Source organism: Hydrocarboniphaga sp. FW305-C-57, from assembly GCF_058783045.1.
The window spans coordinates 38,916-57,092 of record NZ_JBYSYG010000004.1 but is presented as its reverse complement, the minus strand read 5'-3'; the positions used below and the strand labels follow the sequence as shown (position 1 = coordinate 57,092).

The 18,177-nt window shown below is 66.3% G+C and carries 17 protein-coding genes; 6 read left to right on the top strand and 11 right to left on the bottom strand.

The genetic code is table 11. The features are described 5' to 3' along the window. Window positions 1-10: 10 nt before the first annotated feature. The 8 genes from AC3WUM_RS09730 to AC3WUM_RS09695 all read right to left on the bottom strand — a co-directional run bounded on the left by AC3WUM_RS09730 (window position 11) and on the right by AC3WUM_RS09695 (window position 7,939). Entirely contained in the window at window positions 11-424 is a 414-nt protein-coding gene (locus AC3WUM_RS09730; protein ID WP_492410056.1) for a VOC family protein, read from the bottom strand. Further along, window positions 424-1,146, bottom strand: a complete 723-nt coding sequence (locus tag AC3WUM_RS09725; protein WP_492410055.1) for a queuosine precursor transporter — start codon at window positions 1,144-1,146, stop codon at window positions 424-426. The genes AC3WUM_RS09730 and AC3WUM_RS09725 overlap by 1 nt, the downstream gene beginning before the upstream one ends. A 102-nt stretch (window positions 1,147-1,248) precedes the next feature. Then, a complete protein-coding gene (locus AC3WUM_RS09720) occupies window positions 1,249-2,940 on the bottom strand; it encodes a secretin GspD/PilQ domain-containing protein (protein WP_492410054.1) in 1,692 nt (563 codons plus the stop codon). A 39-nt stretch (window positions 2,941-2,979) separates the two neighbouring features. Beyond that, a complete protein-coding gene (locus tag AC3WUM_RS09715) occupies window positions 2,980-3,501 on the bottom strand; it encodes a hypothetical protein (protein ID WP_492410053.1) in 522 nt (173 codons plus the stop codon). A gap of 28 nt (window positions 3,502-3,529) precedes the next feature. Continuing rightward, window positions 3,530-3,952 carry a hypothetical protein gene (locus AC3WUM_RS09710; RefSeq protein ID WP_492410052.1) on the bottom strand — a complete coding sequence of 141 codons (423 nt, stop codon included), beginning with the start codon at window positions 3,950-3,952 and terminating at the stop codon, window positions 3,530-3,532. 53 nt (window positions 3,953-4,005) lie between these two features. Beyond that, window positions 4,006-6,864 (bottom strand): Ig-like domain-containing protein, encoded by a 2,859-nt coding sequence (locus tag AC3WUM_RS09705; RefSeq protein WP_492410051.1) that lies wholly within the window; start codon window positions 6,862-6,864, stop codon window positions 4,006-4,008. A gap of 29 nt (window positions 6,865-6,893) precedes the next feature. Further along, window positions 6,894-7,397 carry a hypothetical protein gene (locus AC3WUM_RS09700; RefSeq protein WP_492410050.1) on the bottom strand — a complete coding sequence of 168 codons (504 nt, stop codon included), beginning with the start codon at window positions 7,395-7,397 and terminating at the stop codon, window positions 6,894-6,896. Between the two features lie 32 nt (window positions 7,398-7,429). Further along, complete coding sequence (locus AC3WUM_RS09695) at window positions 7,430-7,939, bottom strand: hypothetical protein (RefSeq protein ID WP_492410049.1); 510 nt, start codon at window positions 7,937-7,939, stop codon at window positions 7,430-7,432. Window positions 7,940-8,136: 197 nt separating this feature from the next. Here AC3WUM_RS09695 and AC3WUM_RS09690 point away from each other — a divergent pair, with 197 nt between their 5' ends. The 6 genes from AC3WUM_RS09690 (at window position 8,137) to AC3WUM_RS09665 (ending at window position 15,104) form a co-directional block, all read left to right on the top strand. Continuing rightward, the gene (locus AC3WUM_RS09690) at window positions 8,137-10,866 is read left to right on the top strand and encodes a tetratricopeptide repeat protein (RefSeq protein WP_492410048.1); all 2,730 of its coding nucleotides are present in this window, start codon (window positions 8,137-8,139) and stop codon (window positions 10,864-10,866) included. A gap of 111 nt (window positions 10,867-10,977) precedes the next feature. Next, entirely contained in the window at window positions 10,978-12,039 is a 1,062-nt protein-coding gene (locus AC3WUM_RS09685) for a phosphotransferase (RefSeq protein ID WP_492410047.1), read from the top strand. 270 nt (window positions 12,040-12,309) lie between these two features. Further along, on the top strand, window positions 12,310-12,885 hold the full coding sequence (locus tag AC3WUM_RS09680; RefSeq protein ID WP_492410046.1) for a hypothetical protein: 576 nt from the start codon (window positions 12,310-12,312) through the stop codon (window positions 12,883-12,885). Between the two features lie 496 nt (window positions 12,886-13,381). Continuing rightward, window positions 13,382-14,002, top strand: coding sequence for a DUF2799 domain-containing protein (locus AC3WUM_RS09675; RefSeq protein ID WP_492410045.1), 621 nt, complete (start codon window positions 13,382-13,384; stop codon window positions 14,000-14,002). Between the two features lie 408 nt (window positions 14,003-14,410). Beyond that, on the top strand, window positions 14,411-14,623 hold the full coding sequence (locus AC3WUM_RS09670; RefSeq protein ID WP_492410044.1) for a cold-shock protein: 213 nt from the start codon (window positions 14,411-14,413) through the stop codon (window positions 14,621-14,623). Window positions 14,624-14,714: 91 nt separating this feature from the next. Then, window positions 14,715-15,104 (top strand): hypothetical protein, encoded by a 390-nt coding sequence (locus AC3WUM_RS09665; protein WP_492410043.1) that lies wholly within the window; start codon window positions 14,715-14,717, stop codon window positions 15,102-15,104. An 87-nt stretch (window positions 15,105-15,191) separates the two neighbouring features. Here the strand turns inward: AC3WUM_RS09665 and AC3WUM_RS09660 are convergent, their stop codons facing one another. Genes AC3WUM_RS09660 through AC3WUM_RS09650 form a run of 3 tightly spaced genes read right to left on the bottom strand, consistent with a single transcriptional unit; the run spans window position 15,192 to window position 18,076 of the window. Further along, a complete protein-coding gene (locus AC3WUM_RS09660) occupies window positions 15,192-16,631 on the bottom strand; it encodes an NAD(P)(+) transhydrogenase (Re/Si-specific) subunit beta (protein ID WP_492410042.1) in 1,440 nt (479 codons plus the stop codon). 5 nt (window positions 16,632-16,636) lie between these two features. Continuing rightward, on the bottom strand, window positions 16,637-16,930 hold the full coding sequence (locus AC3WUM_RS09655) for an NAD(P) transhydrogenase subunit alpha part 2 (RefSeq protein ID WP_007184895.1): 294 nt from the start codon (window positions 16,928-16,930) through the stop codon (window positions 16,637-16,639). A gap of 21 nt (window positions 16,931-16,951) precedes the next feature. Then, window positions 16,952-18,076 carry an NAD(P) transhydrogenase subunit alpha gene (locus AC3WUM_RS09650; RefSeq protein WP_492410041.1) on the bottom strand — a complete coding sequence of 375 codons (1,125 nt, stop codon included), beginning with the start codon at window positions 18,074-18,076 and terminating at the stop codon, window positions 16,952-16,954. Between the last annotated feature and the right edge of the window lie 101 nt (window positions 18,077-18,177).

The window sequence follows — 18,177 nt, the reverse complement described above, 5'->3', positions numbered from 1 at the left end:
TGGGTACGGATCAGCCGGACGCGATTTCGTCATACCCACGCCCAAGAAACTCCAGCAAACAAAACCCGTTCCCGAACGGATCGGCGAAATGCGCGATGCGTCCCCAGTTCGCCGTTCGCATCGGGTCTTCGAGCACGGCTCCGGCGGCGACGGCCCGATCGATCGCCGCAGGCAAGTCATCGACCACGAAATCCAGGTGCACCGGCGTCCAGTGCCGCTGGTAGCTTCGCGTCTGCCCGCTGGTCGAGCAGGCCTGCGTGCCTGCCACCTTGACCAGCAGATAAATCGGCGCCTCGGCCCCGAGCAGCTCGATGCCTCTATCGCTGAAGCGACGCCCGATGCTCAGTCCGAAGGCCTGCGTATAGAACGCGATCGCGCGCGGCAGATCGTCGACGTCGATGTTGACGAGCAGCCGCGCGCCCATCAGCCGTGCGCCTTGTGCTCGCCTTCGTCGCGCAGCGAGAACGGGTTGAAGCTCGTGTTGGCGTCGTAGGTGTCGACGCCTTCGGCGCGCTTGAGCGCGTTGACGACCACGTAGGTCACCGGCGTCAGCACCACTTCGAGCAGCACCTTGAACGCGAAGTTGAACAGGATCGCGCTGATCAGCGCCTGGGTACTCCAGAGGCCCAGGAACGAGATCGGGTAGAACAGCGCCGAATCGGCGAACTGGCCGACCACCGTCGAGCCGATGGTGCGCGACCACAGGTGCTTGCCCTTCGTCCAGACCTTCATCTTCGCCATCACGAAGGAGTTCAGGAAGTCGCCGACCCAGTACGCGACCATGCTGCCGACGACGATGCGCCAGGTGTTGCCGAACACGGTTTCGAGCGCGGGCTGCAGCGTCCTGTTGTACGGATCGTCGGCGACCGGCATGGCGAGCACCACGTAGGTCATCACGGTGGCGAAGATCATCGCCGCGAAGCCGGCCCAGATCGCCCGGCGCGTGCGCGCGTAGCCGTATACCTCGGTCAGCACGTCACCGAAGATGTAGCCGATCGGGAAGAACAGGTTGCCGGCCGAGAACGCTAGCGTGCCGATCAGCGGAAAGTCGTACTCGCAGACCTTGCCGGGCCCGATCAGGTTGGAGCACAGCAGCACGGCGACGACGCCGCCGACGAAGAAGTCGTAGTAGCGGAAGCTCTGCATGGGGCCGGCAATCGGAGGAGCGCTACGGTGCGCCCCTCCAACCTTAACAGACCGGGCGCGAGGACTGAGGCCCCTTCTTTCAGCGTGCAAGCCGCCCGCGCGTCAGCGCTTCGCCAGCAGCAAACTCTCCTCGATCGCCTCGCGCCGCCATTGAGCGGCTTGCGGCAGGCGCGTTCGCAGGTCGCCGGATTCCGGCGCGCGCAGCCAGCGCGACTGCTTGAGCCGGCGAATGATGGCGGGGATGTCCGAGGTCGGCTCGATGCGCTGGTTCCAGAGCGCGAGCAGCTGGTTCACCGATTGCTCGCGCGATTCGGGCGTGTCGGGCGTGGAGATGTTGAGCGGCAAGGTCGGGGTGACGAGGATGATCAGCGATTCCTGGCGGCGCAGGTCGGTGCTGCGCCGGGTGAACCAGTTCGCCACCGGCACGTCGCCGACGCCGGGCACTTTCGAGAACGACTTGTCGTTGACCTGCTCGGACAGCGCGCTGAGCACGAGCGTCTGCCCGAACTCGACGTCGGCCGTCGCTGACACCGACTGCCGGAACGTGGTCAGCGAGCTGTCGAAGTTGCCGATCTGGTCCTGTGACAGGAACGAGCGCGCCGCATCGAGGTTGAACACCACGCGCTTGTCGTCGATGAACTCGGGCGTCACCTTGAGCTGCACGCCGACATCGATCGGCTGCAGCTGGCCGAGGTTGATGCCGCTGACCGCGACGTTGAGCGTGCGCCCGGCGAAGAACTGCGATTCGCGGCCCAGGTGCGCGGTGATCGAGGGCCGCGCGACGACGCTGTAATACTGCCCCGAGTCGTTGAACAGGTTGAGGCTGTAATCGAGCTGCGGCGTCGAGATCTGCGAGGTGATCGTACGCGTGCTTTCGCGGCCCAGGCTGCCGCTGATCTGCGAGAGCGTGTTGGTGTAGCCGTAAAGCACGCGCAGGCCGTCGAACAGGTTCACGCCGCGATTGGCCTGATCGAGCACCGAGTTCAATAGGATCGTCACTTCGACGACGACCTGATTCAGTGCGCTCGCCGGGTTCTGCGCCAGCGGCGCGAGCGGAGCGGAGTTCCCGCTTTCGTCGCCGATCGGCGTCTGCCGCACGGCGGGCGCCACTTCGAGATATTCGGCGACGCGGCGCATGGCGTAGCGCGCATCGGCGTCATCGCCGCTGGCGACGAGCTTCTGCGTCATCACTTGCGCTTCGGGTTCGCCTGCGACCGCGAGTGCGAAGGCATTCAGGCGGATCGATTCGCGCTGCTCGGGCGCAAGCGCAAAACTGCGTTCGGCGGCCAGGCGCATCAGCGGCAGATCGCGCCGGTAGTAAGAGGCGACGCCGAGCCCGTAGAAGGCTTCCCAGCGGCGCGGTTGATCGAGCACGGCCTCGGCGAAGCGCGATTGCGCCACGCGGTAATTGCCGCGTTCGAGTTCGATGTAGCCGAGTTGCAGCAGCGCCCAGTAATTGCCTGGCGCGAAGCGCTCCGCGTTCGCGTAGCCGACGGCCGCGAGATCGAGCCGCGCGCGATCGCGCTCGCGGCCGATGCCTTCTTCGGTCAGCGCATGCAGGAACTGCAGCTGGCCATTGCGCAAATCCTGCTGCAGCAGGCGCGCGATCGGCGCTTGCGCCTGTTCCCACTGGCCCGAACGCAGCGCTCGTTCGGCGAGCGGCCAGTCGGAAGGCGGTTCGTTGTGGGTGTGGCGAGCCACGCTGGACGCGCAGCCGGCGAGCGCGAGCGTGGTGGTGAAGACTGCGCATTGCATCAGCGATGCGCGCAGCTTGCGAGGGTTCAGGCGAGGCATGGCGTGAAGATCCGTGAGCGAGTCGAAGTCGAGCGCAAATCAATCGCAGCGATACAGATTCGGACGGCCGATGCGATCCCAGAATCCGGCGCGATGGCTGCGGTTGGAGCAGCAGAAGTCGCGATCGTTGCGATGCACGCCGGCACCGTCCCGTGCGCAGTAGTCCGGGCGACGCACGCTGCCGGTGGTGTTCTCCACTTCGTCATTGACGTTGCGCGTCCACTGGTAGCTCCACATCGCGCGATTGACGGCGCGGGCCCACTCCGAGCTGCAGCGATTGTTCTCGGGCGAAGTGCCACACATCACGCCATTCGGATTCGCGGCGCAGCAGGGGTCGTGCGTCATGCTGCCGCCGCTGACCTTGCAGTTGGCGCGATCGGCGCCGTTGGACGCGGGCAGGCACATCGCCACGCCGGCGAACTGGCCTTGATGAAAGCCACCGCATTGCTGGCCGACGGCGCCGAAGCAGCGTTCCGCAAGTGCCGGCGTGGCGCTGCCGAGCAGTGAGAGCAACAGTAGCGAACCCAGCAATTTGCGAGCGTGCGTGAATATCGTCTTCATCGAAAGTCTCCGTTGAATGCTGGGCTTTTCAGCGCATGCGCTTGACGGTCGAGCCGTCGGCGGCCTGCAAGGTGTCGTCGTCGACGAACTTGACGAGCATGGTTTCGCTCGCATCGGACTTCTCCGATTCGGGCTCCTTCTGGTCGCGTTCGATCTTGAGTTCGAAACCGGCCTTGTCCGATTTGCCGATGCTGTAGCGCCCCTGGTTCGACTGCTGATCCTTGAGCGGCTTGAACGCGCTGTCGCGAATCGCGGTGACGTAGCGGCCATCGGGACGAAACTCGATCATCGTGGTTTCGCTGATGCCGGTTTCCTTGTCGGTGGTCGTGCTGCCCCAGCGGCCGAGCAGCAGCTTGGCGGCATCGATGGGCTTCTGTGCAACCGCGATGGCGGGGATGGACGACGTCGCGAGAATGACCGCGGTGGTGATGATCAGCTTGAGCTTGGGCATGCGCGCTGCTCCGGTGTGGGAACGGTGTTTCGGATGAACTTCGAAAGCGGTGTTCAAGGCGCGACTTCCAGCACCAGCCCGACGCTGCCGCTGACGCTCAGGTTGTCGCCGCCGTCTGGATGGCCGTTGCCCATGGAGATGCAGTTCAAGTGCAGATCGTGAACGCCGGGTTCCAGCAGTCCTTCGGTGGGGCCGAACTGAATCAGGCCGTCGCGCTTGTTGGCGGCGGCCGTGAACAGGCGATCCAGCGAGAGCTCCAGGTTTGCGTCGCCGCGGCCTGCGCTGGCGGAGCCGCTGACGCCCGTGATGCGATAACGCAGCGGCTTGTCGCCCTCGACGACGAACTGCACGTAGGCGTTGCCGTTGCCCTGGCTGTCGGTGGCGAAGCCTTCGGGCGTTCGTGGCACCGTGCCGCTGGTGTCGCAGTTGAGCGTGATGGCGCCGACGCGGCCGTCGCTGCGATCGAGATTGAACGAGGCCCCGCCGACCGTCGATGCGCTGCGGCCCTCACCGCTTTTCTCAGCCTGCACGGTGAAGCCCCCGTTGCTGCGGAAACCCGTCTCCGGTGTGTCGGTCAGCGTAGCGCGGCGAATCTCCGCAGTGGTCGAGTCGACGCTGCCGCAACTCGCGCCGCTGCTGCACGACTGTGCACGGGCGAAGGCCGATACGCCGGTTTCCTGGAGCAGCGCGGTCGCGGTCGGCGGTGGTTCCACGGTCACGCTCACCGTGCCTTGTGCGCTGCCACCCTTGCCGTCGCTAACGGTGTAGCTGAAGGCATCGTCGCCGACGAAGCCGGTATTCGGAATGTAGCGAACCGCATCGCCGGCACCGACGATCTCAGTGCGACCGTTCTGCGGCTGCGTCACCGCATCGACGCTCAGCGCATCGCCGTCCGGATCGGTGTCGTTGGCGAGCACGTCGATCACCTGCCCGAGACCGTTGCCGACGGTTTGCGCCGCATCGGCTACGGCCGTCGGCGGCTGGTTGTCCGCACGCGCGGTGTCGAGTTCGAGCGCGGTCAGCTCGAACGGCAGCTTGCGTGTGATCACGAAGGAGCTGAACTCGCCGACTTCGCCTGCATTGGGCGCGGTGAAGTCGAAGCGAAACGCGGTCTGGTCGTCCTCTGCGGTGATGCGGCTCACCTCGTTGAGCCCGCCGGAACGGCGCATCAGCACCACTTCCTTCACGTTGTAGTCGCCGAGGAACGACACTGCTTCCGAATCGAGATCGAGTTCGAAGCGCACCACGTCGCCGGTGACGAAGCTCGCGCGATCCGCGCTCAAAACGCCGGTCGGTGATTTGGCGAGATCGACCTGCGACAGAAACTCGAGCCCGGTGAGCCGGATGATGTTGAAGAGCTTGGCGAGGCCTTCGATACCGGTGCCGAGTCCGGCGCGAAACTCCGCGAAGATGCGGTAGTTGGATTTGTAGAGCGGATCGGCCAGCTGCGTGGTCTTGGGCGCGAAGCTGCCGAACAGTCGCGGCCCGGCCTTCGCTTGAAACGCGTTGAAGCGCAGCGATTTGAGCAGCGGGTTGCCGAGACTCGCGCCGACGGTGGCCGAGGCGAGCACGCTCGGCTCCAGTCGCAGGTCTTCGATGCCGGGCAGGTTCAGCGTCGGCGTGATGGTGTTGGTGAGGTCGCCGGCTTCGGCAACGAAGCTGCAATCGCCATTGCATTCCAGGCCGACGCGGCCGTTGAAGCGGGTTTCGTTCTTGAACGAAATGCCCATCGTCGCTACGGTGATCTTGCCGCCGATTTCCAGCGAAACGCCGACTGGCACCAGACCGCTGATGATCATCGACAGCGCGCCGCCTACCGGCACGCGGAAGGTGAACAGATCGGCCTTGCATTCCACCTTGCCTTCGAACGCGGCAACGATGTTGAGCCCGCCTTCGACGGTCGCCACCGGCGAGGCGCGCACGAGCAGGCGTTCGAGTCCGCGTGCTTCGGTGTAGAGCACGTCCAGGCTCGGGTTGATGGTCACGCGCAAGGCCGGCGGAGCCAGGATCGAAATCGGCAGCGGCGAGCCTTCGCGAAAATCCGGAATGAAGACTTCGCAGCCGCGAGCCAGCGTCGAAGTGCCGGCCGCCGCCCCAACTTTGGCGATCAGCGCGTCGGCGGCCGACGCGCGTGGCGTGAACGAAAACGTGTTGCCCTCGCGAGCGATTTCGTAATCGGCCGCGATCTCGTCCGGAATGTCGACCGGCGCTTGCGACAGATCGAAGACCTGGTTGATTTCCAGCCCCGGAAACAACTCGTTCAGGGGCGCGAGCGTGAGCGTGAGTTCGATGCCTTCGGGGCGCGTCCGCGTGGAGACCACGCGACCGGCGACCGGCTCCGATCCGGTGCCGACGACGAGCGTTCCGGGCTCGGGCGCCGCAACGCCGCTGACGATCACGGTGTAGGTGTTGTCGATACCGGGCTCGGCGTCCGGATCGGTTTCGAGCGCGCCGCGAACCACTTGCGAGTCGTCCACCAGCAGCGTGTCATCGGCGACGCCGACCACGGCGGCCAGCAGCGGAGCCGAATGCAGCGTTCCGGTGGTCGCGACGATCTGGCTCGATCCGCTCGCCGCTTCGGCCTTGAGCAGACCGCTCGAATCGATCGACAGCCGACCGCTGTCGGAGCTGCTCCAGCTGACCGGCGCTTCGATCGTCGCGCCGGACGCATCGAGAACGCGCGCGCGCAGCAGCCGAGTCTGCCCGCGTTCGGTCAGCAGCAGGCCGGTTTCGATGATCTCGATGCGAGCGGGCACGGCAGTGACGGGCGGATCGACCGGCGTGGTGTCGTCGTCGTTGTCTCCTCCGCCGCCACTGCAAGCCGCCAGCGTGGCCAGCGCGATGGCTGCGAGCAGCGAGCGCCATCTCGGGCGTCGTGCATCACGATCCCTGCGATCCTTGTCGATGAACATGTTGCGATTCCTTTTGCTTGATGCGGCGCCTAGCGGCAGCGCAGCTTGTTGACGCCTTGCAGGTCGCGCTCGGCGAGCGCGCTGGCCGAGCGCGAGCAGCACCAGCGTTCGTCGCCGGGCGCGATCACGCTGCCGGTCGGGGCGCACAGGGCGTTGAAGTCGGCGATGCCGCTGCGATTGGGTTTCTGCGGATCGAGCTTTCGGGTCCAGTACAGGCCGTGCGAGGTGCGCTGCTGCGACTTCTCCCACTCGTAGGCGCAGTAGGCCGCGGCGCCAGCCTTGCCGGCGGCGCAGCCCTGGCCCTGCGGATGCGCGGCGCAGCAGACGTCGTGCTCGATGCTGCCCGCGTGCACCATGCATTCGAGCTGCCCGCCAGCCGGCTTGCAGTAGGCCGGCTGGCCGCCGCCTCCGGTGGCACAGCCTTGCCCGGCCGCGCCGAAGCAGGCGCCCGGCACGGCCGTCTGCGCCTGCGCGACGGTCGAGCCGAGCAGCAGGCACAGCAGCAGCAAGGCAAGGACGGCGATCGGGCGCATGGCGGGCTTTGGGCTTGGCTGGCCTGGCCGGCTTACATCACGTAGTACTTGCCGCTGCAGGTCGAGTAATAGACGCGTGCGTAGCCGCAGGTGGCGCGGCCGCCGCTGTCGTAATTGCAGTGCTCGGCGGTGAAGATCAGCACCGCGCGGCAGGGCGCGGCGTCGGCGGTCGGCAGCACGAAGTCGAGCAGCGCGGTGAGTGCCTGCGCAGGCTTCGGCGCGAGCGACACCGGCTTGAGCTTGGCGCACTTCTGCGCCTCGGCCGGCAGCTTTTCGAACGGCGTTTCGGTGCCGGCCTTGCCGTCGAGGAACAGTCCGCTGCTGACAATCACGCCCTTCTTCACGAGCGCGCGGGCTTCGAGCAGACCGGCCGAAGTCTTGGCCGCCGAGGTCACCTGCTGGCCGTCGGGCAGCTTGGTCTTGGTGCCGGCTGCGAGCACTTCGACCTCGTAAGGCTCGTTCACGCATTCGGCCTGTGCGGTTCCGGCGAGGCCGAGCAACAGGACGGCGAGCGGCAGCAGCAACTTGGATTTGCGGGACATGGGCGGTCTCCTTCTAGATCGATCCGTGAGGGCGGAGCTCGGTGTCGGCTCCGGCATCACGACGCTAAGGCGCGGAGCCGCGCGAATCCGGACCGAAGCCCGATCGATTTCCGACCATTTCCCGACCATTGCGGCGGCGCCGTTTCGCGTGCTCGCGCGAGCGGTCAAACTTCGTCCCCGATCAAGGACCTCCCGCCGTGACCGAGACCTCCGCCGCCGACAGCCCCGACGCCAAGGCCCGCGCCCCGCGCTGGCGCTTCGGCGATTGCGTGCTCGACGGCCGCACGCTCGAACTCACGGTGCGCGGCCAGCTCGTCAGGCTCGAGCCCAAGCCGCTCGACATGCTGATGTTCCTGCTGCGCCACCCCGACGAGGTGCTGACCAAGGACGAGCTGCTCGAAGGCCTGTGGCCGGGCCGCATCCTGTCCGAGTCGGTGCTGACCAAGTGCGTCGCCAAGCTGCGCCAGGGGCTCGGCGACGAGGCGCAGTCGGTCATCAAGACCGTGCACGGCTTCGGCTACCGGCTGATCGCGCCGGTGACGGTCGAGCACGACGCCGCGCCGCTCGCCGCGAGCACCGAGCTGCGCGCCGGCCTGTCCGCAGGCGGGCATCCGCCGCAGCGCCCGCTGTGGGTGCTGCGCGAGGCCATCGGCGCGGGTGGCGGCGGCGAAGTCTGGCTTGCCGAACACGCCAAGACCGGCGAGCGGCGCGTCTTCAAGTTCGCCACCGACGCGGCCGGTCTTTCGGCGCTCAAGCGCGAGGTCACGCTGTTCCGGCTGCTGCAGGCCACCTACGGCCCGCGCGACGATCTGCTGCGCCTGCTCGACTGGAATTTCGAAGCGCTGCCCTACTTCGTCGAGGCCGAGCATGTCGCTGGCGGCAGCCTGCTGCAATGGAGCGAGCGGCGCGGCGGCCCGGCGGCGGTGCCGATCGCCCAGCGCATCGCGCTCGCGATCCAACTCGCCGACGTGCTCGCGGCGGCCCACGCGGCCGGCGTGCTGCACAAGGATTTGAAGCCGGCCAACGTGCTCGTCGCCGGCACGGACGCCGAACCCCGGCTCAAGCTCGGCGATTTCGGCAGCGGCCGGGTGCTCGATCTCGCGCGGCTCGAACGGCTCGAAATCACGCGGCTCGGTTTCACCGCGATGCCGGCCGACGACGAGGCCGGCACCACGCCGCTGTATTTGGCGCCCGAACTGCTCGCCGGCCAGCAGCCGACCGTGCAGTCCGATCTCTACGCGCTCGGCGTGATGCTGTACCAGCTGCTGGTCGGCGACTGGCGCCGGCCGCTCGCGCCGGGCTGGGAGCGCACGCTCGACGACGAGCTGCTGCGCGAAGACGTCGCCGCCGCCGCGGCCGGCGATCCGTTGCGGCGGCTCACCAATGCGGCCGAGCTCGCGCGCCGCTTGCGCGAACTCGACGAGCGCCGCCGCCAGCGCGAACACCAGCGCGAGCTCGAAGCCGAAGCCGCCAAGCTGCATGCGGCGCTCGAACGCAGCCGTCACCGGCGCAAGCTGCAACGCGCGATCGCCGCCGTGCTCGCGCTCGGCCTGGGCCTGTCGAGCTGGGGCTTCTGGAACGCCCGCCAGGCCCAGCACCGGGCCGAAGCCGCTGCCGCCGAAGCGCGCGCCGCCGTCAGTTTTCTGGGCGAAGACGTGCTCGCGGCCACCGATCCGTTCGGCGGCGGCCGCCCGACCCTGAGCATCAAGGGCCTGCTCGACGAAGCCGCGCCCAGGCTGGCGACGCGGCTCGCCGACTATCCAGCGATGCGTGCCGAAATGGGCCTGGCGATGGGCCGCGCCTACGAAGGGCTCGGCGACTGGCCGAAGGCGCGCGAGCGGCTCGAAGTGGCGCTCGCCGAAGCCGAGGCCGCGCACGGCGAGAACTCCGAACTCACGCTGACGATCGCCGAGCGGCTCGGCTCGCTCGCGCTGCTGCAGAGCCGCTACGACGATTCGGAATCGCTGTACCGGCGCGTCTACGACACCCGGCGCGCGCAGTTCGGCGAACTCGACGCGCGCACGCTGTCGGCGCGCGACGGCCTGGCCTGGCTGCAATACGAGCGCGGGCGCTATCCGCAAGCGGCCGCCTTGTACGAACAGCTCGCCAAGGACTATCGCGGTGCCGACGAAGCCGGCCTGACGAGCGCGCAGTGGAGCCTGGCCGACTGCTATCTCGAGCTCAATCGCACGGCCGAGGCCGAAGCGCTCATGCGCGAGGTCATCGCCACCACGAGCCGGCTGCAGGGCGCGGAACATCCGCGTGCGCTCTGGCAGCGCACCACGCTCGGCGATGCGCTGATGATCCAGGGCCGCTGGGACGAGGCCGCGGCGCTGTTCGACCAGGCCTACGAAGGGCTCGCGGCGACGGTCGGCGAAACCCATCCGTACACGCTGACGGCCCTGCACTATCGCGGCCAGCTCATGCTCGAACGCGGCGATCCGGTCGCCGCGCTGCCGCTGCTGCGGCGCGCCTACGAGAACCGCGTACTCGCGCATGGCGTCGATCACGTCTGGGCGCGCTACTCGGCGAATCGGGTCGGCGAAGCGCTCGTGCAGCTCGGTCTCGCGAACGAAGCGCTGCCGCTGCTCGAACGCGCGCACGAACAGAGCGTGAAGGCGCAGGGACCGGATCATCCGAACGTGCTGCTGATCCAGCGCACGCTCGCCGACGCGCTGATCGCGCTCGGCCAGTACGAACGCGCCGACGGCCTGCTCGTCGAAGGTCTCGCGCATGCGCAGCGTGTGCTGCCCGAGAACAACCTGCGCATCGGTTATCTGCACGAAAGCCTCGGCCATCTGCGCGCCCTGCAGAAACGCCATGACGAAGCGCAGGCGCAATACGAGGCCGCGCGTGCGCTCTACGCGAAGGCGATCGGCCCGACGCATCCGCAAACCCTGAAGCTCACGGCGCTCGCGCAGCGCTGAAGGCATCGCAGCCTGGGACACGAGCCTTTGCGCGCTCGTGTCATCGCGCAGGCTTCGCGCGATCGACCCCATGTCACGATGCGCATGAACGCGATGCCGGCAGGAACCGCCATGACGACGCTCCGCATTCCGCAAAGCTGGGAGGACATTTCGCCAGCCTGGATCAACGCGGCGATCGCCGCGCGGCACCCGGACGCGCGCGTGGAGCGCGTGGAGATTCTGAAGCGCGACGACGGCACCAACCGGCGTGTCGTGCTCGGTCTGAGCTACGCCGCAGGCCGAGGGCCGCGGACGCTGTTCCTGAAATCCAACGATCCGGCGCATCGAGAGGTGCATCTGCGCAACGGCAACCTGTTCAACGAGGCCGATCTGTTCGCCTCCGCAACGCCGTTGCCGGTCGATCATCCGGTCGTCTACCAGGCCATCGCCGATCGCGAGCAGGGAGGCTTTTTGCTCGTGATGGAAGACCTCATGCAGCGTGACGCCGATCCGCGCGACGCCACGCGTCCGATGAGCGCGCAGCAGGTCGCCGATGGCGTTCGCGGGCTCGCGCGCCTGCACGCGCGCTACTGGAATTTTTCCGCCGAAACGCATCCGGCGCTGGGCTGGGTGAAGACCTGGGAGGCCAGCGAAGGCTGGAAAGTGGGCCTGCGCAAGCGCATTCCGATCGGCCTCGAACGCGCCGCGCGGCTGCTGCCGCGAGCCGTTTCGAGCTACGGCAGCGAACGCATCCTCGATTTCTGGTCCCGCTACGTCGACAGCCTCGGTCGCGGTCCGACGACCCTGCTGCATGGCGATGCGCACATCGGCAACACCTACGTGCTGCCGGGCGATCGCGTCGGCTTTCTCGACTGGCAGGTGGTCCGGCGCGGCGAATGGTCGCAGGACGTCGGCTATTTCATCGCGGGTGCGCTGACCGAAGCGGATCGACGCGAACACGAGAAAAGCCTGCTCGCCGAGTATCGCGACGCACTGGAGCTGCCCGCATCGCAGCGGCCCGGCGCGGCGCAGATCTGGAACCGCTACCGCGCCTCGCAGGCTTATGGCCTCGCGATCTGGCTGTCGACGCTCGGCACCGACGGCTGGCAAGCGCCGACCGTTTCGCAGGCGCTCGTGCAGCGCTATGCGAACGCCTTCATCGAACTCGATTCGGCTGCGGTGCTCGACGAATGAGCCGATCGGCGCCCTGCTCGAAGACCGGCCGGAAGAAACCGCTCTCGTAGCTGACGCTGCAACGCGTGTCTTCGGCGGACTTGAAGGCGGTGCCGAGCGCCCGGTGCTCTAGCGCAGAGTAGGACGCTCGTGCGACGAAGCGGCGGATGCGTCTTGTTCGTTGGCTGCCGCATGGGTCACTCTAGTCTTGCTGAAGGCCACTAACAGTGGACTGGCGGCTAGCGGAGGACTGGGAGCCCCGCGTTTAACTGAAAATCGGGGACGACTGACATGCTGCGCATGCTGGCCATTTTGCTGTTCTGTGTTTCTCCGGCCGCATTTGCCGGCGTTACCGTGCATTACTCGGGAACGCTCAAGCCAGGAGTCGAGCCCAAGTACGTCCTCGACCAGGCCGCCGCTTTCGCCCGAACGCAGAAATGGGCGTACCAAAGCGCAAGTGGCGAACTGACGATTTTTCCCGATGCTTGGTGTGAACCGATCCACCTCAAATTCACCGGCGCGATGCTGGCGGAAGATTTCGTCAAGACCCAGTACGCGCCGCCGACGGTGCACGTTGCCGTCATCGACTTGTTCGGCGCGATAGAGCCGTCCTTCGCGGCACTCGAAATTTTCGACGAAGGCGAATACTGGCAAAGCCGAGATATCGCGAAGCTCAAGGCGAATTCGAGACCGTCAAGCTCATGGCGATCGAGGCCCGAAAGTCGCAGCCCGATCTCGTCGGCCCGACCAAGCTGCCGGACGGCCGGATCATTGATCTGCATTCGCCGGGTGCCATGCAGTCCATTGCTGCTTCGTCACAGGCGAGACTTGCTCGAATTGGTCCGCTGCGCCTTCGCTGGGACCTGAATTGCCAAACGAAGACCGATGAAAGAACGATCTCGATGGACTGCGCGGACGGCGAACACGTGATCGTCAGCAGCATGCGACCACGCTCGGATTCGCCGGACTCGCAGACATCGACTGCGATGCTGTCGATGGCGCAGGACATGAGCCAGAAAGCCATGGTTCCGTCGGCCGAGAAGAACGGCAAAGTCATCAAGCCCCTGACCTCGGCGAACGTGAACGACGCCGTGATCTACTCCACCGCGAGCCAGGGCAAGCGGCTCTTCAAGGAGTATTACCTGCTGCAATACCTGGTGGCCGGGCGGGGTGGAGTGGTGTTTTTCACGATCGAGGGGTTCGGAAACACGGCTCGGAAGATGGCGCAGTTCGACTCGCTGTTTTCGACGGTTCGTTTCGATTGATTCAACGAGCCGCTTGAAGCGGCATAGAGGAAAGGGCGATGTCGGGGGGAATGAAACGTGCCGATAGGGCCGCCGTGCGGGCGTCGATCGGGAGCGGCTTGGTCGCATGCGGACTTCTGCTGCTCGGCGCCTGCGCGCCGCTCAGCAAGGACCAGTGCAAGACCGCGAACTGGCAGCAGATCGGCTATCAGAGCGGGGTCAACGGTCGCTCGCCCGCGCGTTACGAAGAGGAGCGGCTGGCCTGCGCCGAGCACGGCATCGGCTCCGACGAAACCGGCTGGAAGATCGGCTACACGCAGGGGCTCGGCGTTTATTGCACGGCTGCGAACGGCTACGACATCGGCCGCCGTGGCGGTAGCTACGGCGATGTCTGCCCGGCCGATCTCGATGCCCGCTTCCGTCCGGCCTACCAGGACGGCCGTCATGTGGCCGATCTGCTCGCCGCGCTGAACCAGCGCCGCTCGCGCCTGGACGACATCGGCCGCATCCTCGCCGACGACGACCAGCGCGCGCGTGATTACGTCGCGCTGATGCGCAAGAACCCGCAACCGCCACCGCCGCCTCCCCAGTTGCTCGAACGGCGGGCCCGGCGCGACCTCGAGCGCGAGTACGACTACCTGCGCAACGAGCACGAAGGCCTGCGCCGCGATTTCGAGCAGAACGATGGCGAACTCAGCGCCCGCTATGCGGTGCCGGTGATGGCATACGACGGGCTGTAAGGGCAGCCGGCACGGCGGCGTTGCGCTCGGGATTGATCGGCCATTTCGCCAAGCAGAAGCTGAGCAAGGTGAATGGCCTGTTCGGCAAGATCACCGGCATGGCGGTGGCGCTGGCCTCGCGCTGATTACCGTAAAAACCGCCGTCGCCGACGGACGCACGAAAAGACCTCGTCGGGGTGATTTGCAGGCCCTGTGCTGGCGTCGGATCGCGGCGCGCGGGCCTGGATCGCAGGGCATCGGTTCGACAGACCGGCCAAATGCGCGTACCGTCTCCCGCGCAAGTATCAGGCAGTGTATTCAGCTAGTTGGCGCCACGGCGGTTCTTCGGCGCGAAATTCCAGATGCGTTCCTTGACCGTTTGCGCCCTGCGGGCGGTCTGCCCGTCTCTCTTCATCAGGAACACATCACATGAGCAATACCCTCACCGGCACCGTCAAGTGGTTCAACGACGCCAAGGGCTTCGGCTTCATCACGCCGGCCAACGGCGGCGAAGACCTGTTCGCGCACTTCAAGGAAATCGTCGGCGACGGCTTCAAGTCGCTCGCCGAAGGCCAGCGCGTCGAATACGTCGAAGCGCGCGGCCCCAAGGGCATGCAGGCCACCAAGATTCGCCCGGTCTGATTGCCGGCAGCCGTAGTGGTGGCGCGATGCGACGCGCCGCCGATTTGTACGCGGCATGGCCGCGATCCATTCTCAGCCAGGAGATTTCCGCATGAGACCCAAGAACAACCGTAAGCCGCTGCTCAACGACACGCCTAAAGTGCGTCGCGCACCCGGCTCGCCGACCAAGAGCCAGCTGCGCGCGCACGCCGATGCAATCGCGCAGGCGCGCGTCGCCAAGTGGAAGACCGTGCTCGGCATCGCCGGCACCACCTGGAGCAAGGTGCACGCCACCGAACTGAGCCGAAGCAATGGCGACGTCAACGTGCTCGCCGGTCTGGTGCAGCTGCGTCATGCGCTCAGCCGCCAGGAAGCCGACAGCCAGGTGAAGGCGTTCTACGATCAGCACATGCAGATCGCGCCGATCGCCTTGTCGAGCTTCGTTCCGGCGCGGCCCGTCGTCGCCGAGCCGGTGGCGTCCGCACCGCTCGAAAGCGTGTAGGCGTTGGGTATGGGCCGCTGAACCGGGCCCACGAAAAAGCCGCCTTTCGGCGGCTTTTTCGTTTGCGGCACGATGCCCTTCGGCGAATCAGTGCCCGCCGCCGTCCAGTGATTTGACGGCCTGGATCATCTGCACCATGACCTTCTGCGCGTCGCCGTAGACCATGTTGGTGTTGTCGGCGAAGAACAGCTCGTTCTCGACGCCCGAGTAGCCCTTGCCCTGGCCGCGCTTGACGACGTAGACCTGCTTGGCCTGGTCGACGTTGAGGATCGGCATGCCGTAGATCGGGCTGCTCTTGTTGATGCGCGCGGCCGGGTTCACGGTGTCGTTGGCGCCGATCACGATGGCGACGTCGGCTTCCTTGAACTCGCCGTTGATGTCTTCCATGTCGTAGATGATGTCGTAGGGCACGCCGGCTTCGGCGAGCAGCACGTTCATGTGACCGGGCATGCGGCCCGCGACCGGGTGGATCGCGAACTTCACTTCCACGCCCTGATCCTGGATGAGCTTCACGAACTCGAACAGCTTGTGCTGCGCCTGCGCGACGGCCAGGCCGTAGCCCGGCGCGATGATGACCTTGCTCGCATAGCGCATGTTGATGCCGGCGTCGCCCGCATCGACCGGCTTCATCGAGCCCTTGATCTCGCCCTGCTGTTCGTCGCCCGCGGCGCCGAAGTTCGAGAAGATCACGTTGCTCACCGAGCGGTTCATCGCCTTGGCCATCAGCAGCGTCAGCAGCGTACCGGCCGAGCCGACCACCATGCCCGCGATCATCAGCGACGGGTTCTGCAGCACGAAGCCTTCGAAGCCCACGGCCAGACCCGTGAAGGCGTTGTACAGCGAGATCACGACGGGCATGTCGGCGCCGCCGATCGGCATCGTCATGAGCACGCCGAAGACCAGCGCGAGCACGAAGAACGCGGCGGTCATCCAGACCGGCGCGTGGCCGTGCGCGATGAGCGCGATGTACAGGCCCAGCGCGAGCGTGGCGAAGAACACCGTGCCGTTCATGAGCTGCAGGCCCGTGAAGCGCCAGGTGCCGTTCACGCGGCCATCGAGCTTGGCCCAGGCGATCAGCGAACCCGACAGCGAGATCGCGCCGATCAGCGAGCCGATGATGGTGACGACCAGCGGAATCGTGCTGTGCTCCGCGCTCGTGCGGAACAGCTCCACCGCACCGATCGCCGCTGCCGCGCCACCGCCCATGCCGTTGTAGAGCGCGACCATCTGCGGCATTGCGGTCATTTCGACCTTCTTGCCACTGGTCCAGGCCCAACCGAGGCCCAGCACGAGCGCGACCGCACCGAGGATGACGTTGACGGTCAGATGCGGCTTGGCCGCTTCGGAGACGCCGAACACGTAGAGGAAGCTCGCGAGCACCGCGACGAGCATGCCGAGACCGGCGACGCGAATGCCCGAAGCCGCCGTGACCGGCGAGGACATGCGCTTGAGGCCGTAGATGAAGAGAAACGCCGCCGCGAGGAACGCCGCGTCGATGATCAGAGTTGCCGTGGAAAGAGCGTTCATGTCGATCAGGCCTTCTTCTTGTCCGACGACTTGAACATCTGCAGCATGCGCTCGGTCACCACGTAGCCGCCGGCCGCGTTACCCGCGCCGAGCAGCACGCCGACGAAACCGATCACCTGCTCGGTGACGGAGGTGGCGTTGAGCAGCGCGTACAGCGCGCCGACCACGACGATGCCGTGCACGAAGTTCGAACCCGACATCAGCGGCGTGTGCAGGATCGACGGCACGCGGCCGATGATCTCGTAGCCCGTGAAGGCTGCGAGCATGAAGATGTACAGCGCAATGAAACCGGTCAGCATGACGCGCTCCCCTTAGCTTTATTAGCCGGCAACCGCTTTGGCAGCGGCTTCGTTCTTGATTTCGCCCGCGTGCGTGAGGCAGCTCTTGGCGAGCACCTCGTCGTTCCAGTCGATGCTGATCGCCTTGTCCTTCAGGAACAGCTCGATCAGGTTGTACTGGTTCTTCGCGTAGAGCTCCGAGGCGTGCTCGCCGAGCAGCGAAGGCACGTTGAGCGGACCGACGATGGTCGTCTGGCCGACCTGCACAGTTTCGCCCGGCACCGTGGCTTCGGTGTTGCCGCCGCCTTCGGACGCGAGGTCGATGATCACCGAGCCCGACTTCATGCCGTCGATCTGCGCCTTGGTGATGAGCTTGGGCGACGGACGGCCCGGAATCGAGGCCGTGGTGATGATGATGTCGGCCGCCTGGATATGCTTGGTGACGACGGACGCGATCTTGTCCTTCTCTTCCTGCGTGAGCTCACGCGCATAACCGCCGGTGCCGCGCGCGTCGACACCGGTGTCGATGAACTTGGCGCCGAGCGATTCGACCTGCTCCTTCACTTCCGGACGCACGTCGTAGCCTTCGACCTTGGCGCCGATGCGGCGCGCGGTGGCGATGGCGGACAGGCCGGCGACGCCGGCGCCCATGACCAGGATCGTGCCTGGACGGATCGAGCCCGTCGCGAAGGTCGTCATCGGCATCATGCGGGCGATGTTGATCGAGCCCAGCAGCACGCCGTAGTAGCCAGCCAGCGCGGCCTGCGAGGACAGCGCGTCCATCGCCTGCGCGCGCGTGATGCGCGGAACCAGTTCCATCGCGAAGGCCGTGATCTTGCGGTCGCGCAGCGCCTTGGTGATTTCGACTTCCTTGTGCGCGTAGACGAAGGACAGCAGGATGCTGCCTTCCTTCATTGCATTGATGACTTCGAGCGAAGGCGGCTGCACCGACAGCACGATGTCGGCGTCGGAAACCAGACCCTGCGGGTTGGCGGCGAACGTCACGTTCTTGTAGGCGGCGTCGGCGAGTTTCACCGCGGTGCCCGCTCCCGACTGCATGTGCAGCTCCGCGCCCAGCTTCGCGAGCTTGTCCGCAACGACCGGCACCAGGGCCACGCGGCGCTCGTTCGGGCGGGTTTCCTTCAGCACGGCGATTTTGACCGGCATTTAAGACGCTCCCCTTCGACCAATTTTGAATTAGTGGTTTTGCGCTGCGGCAATCGCTCACGCGGCGTTCAGCAGGCAAACGGGGCGAAGTCTAGCCCAAG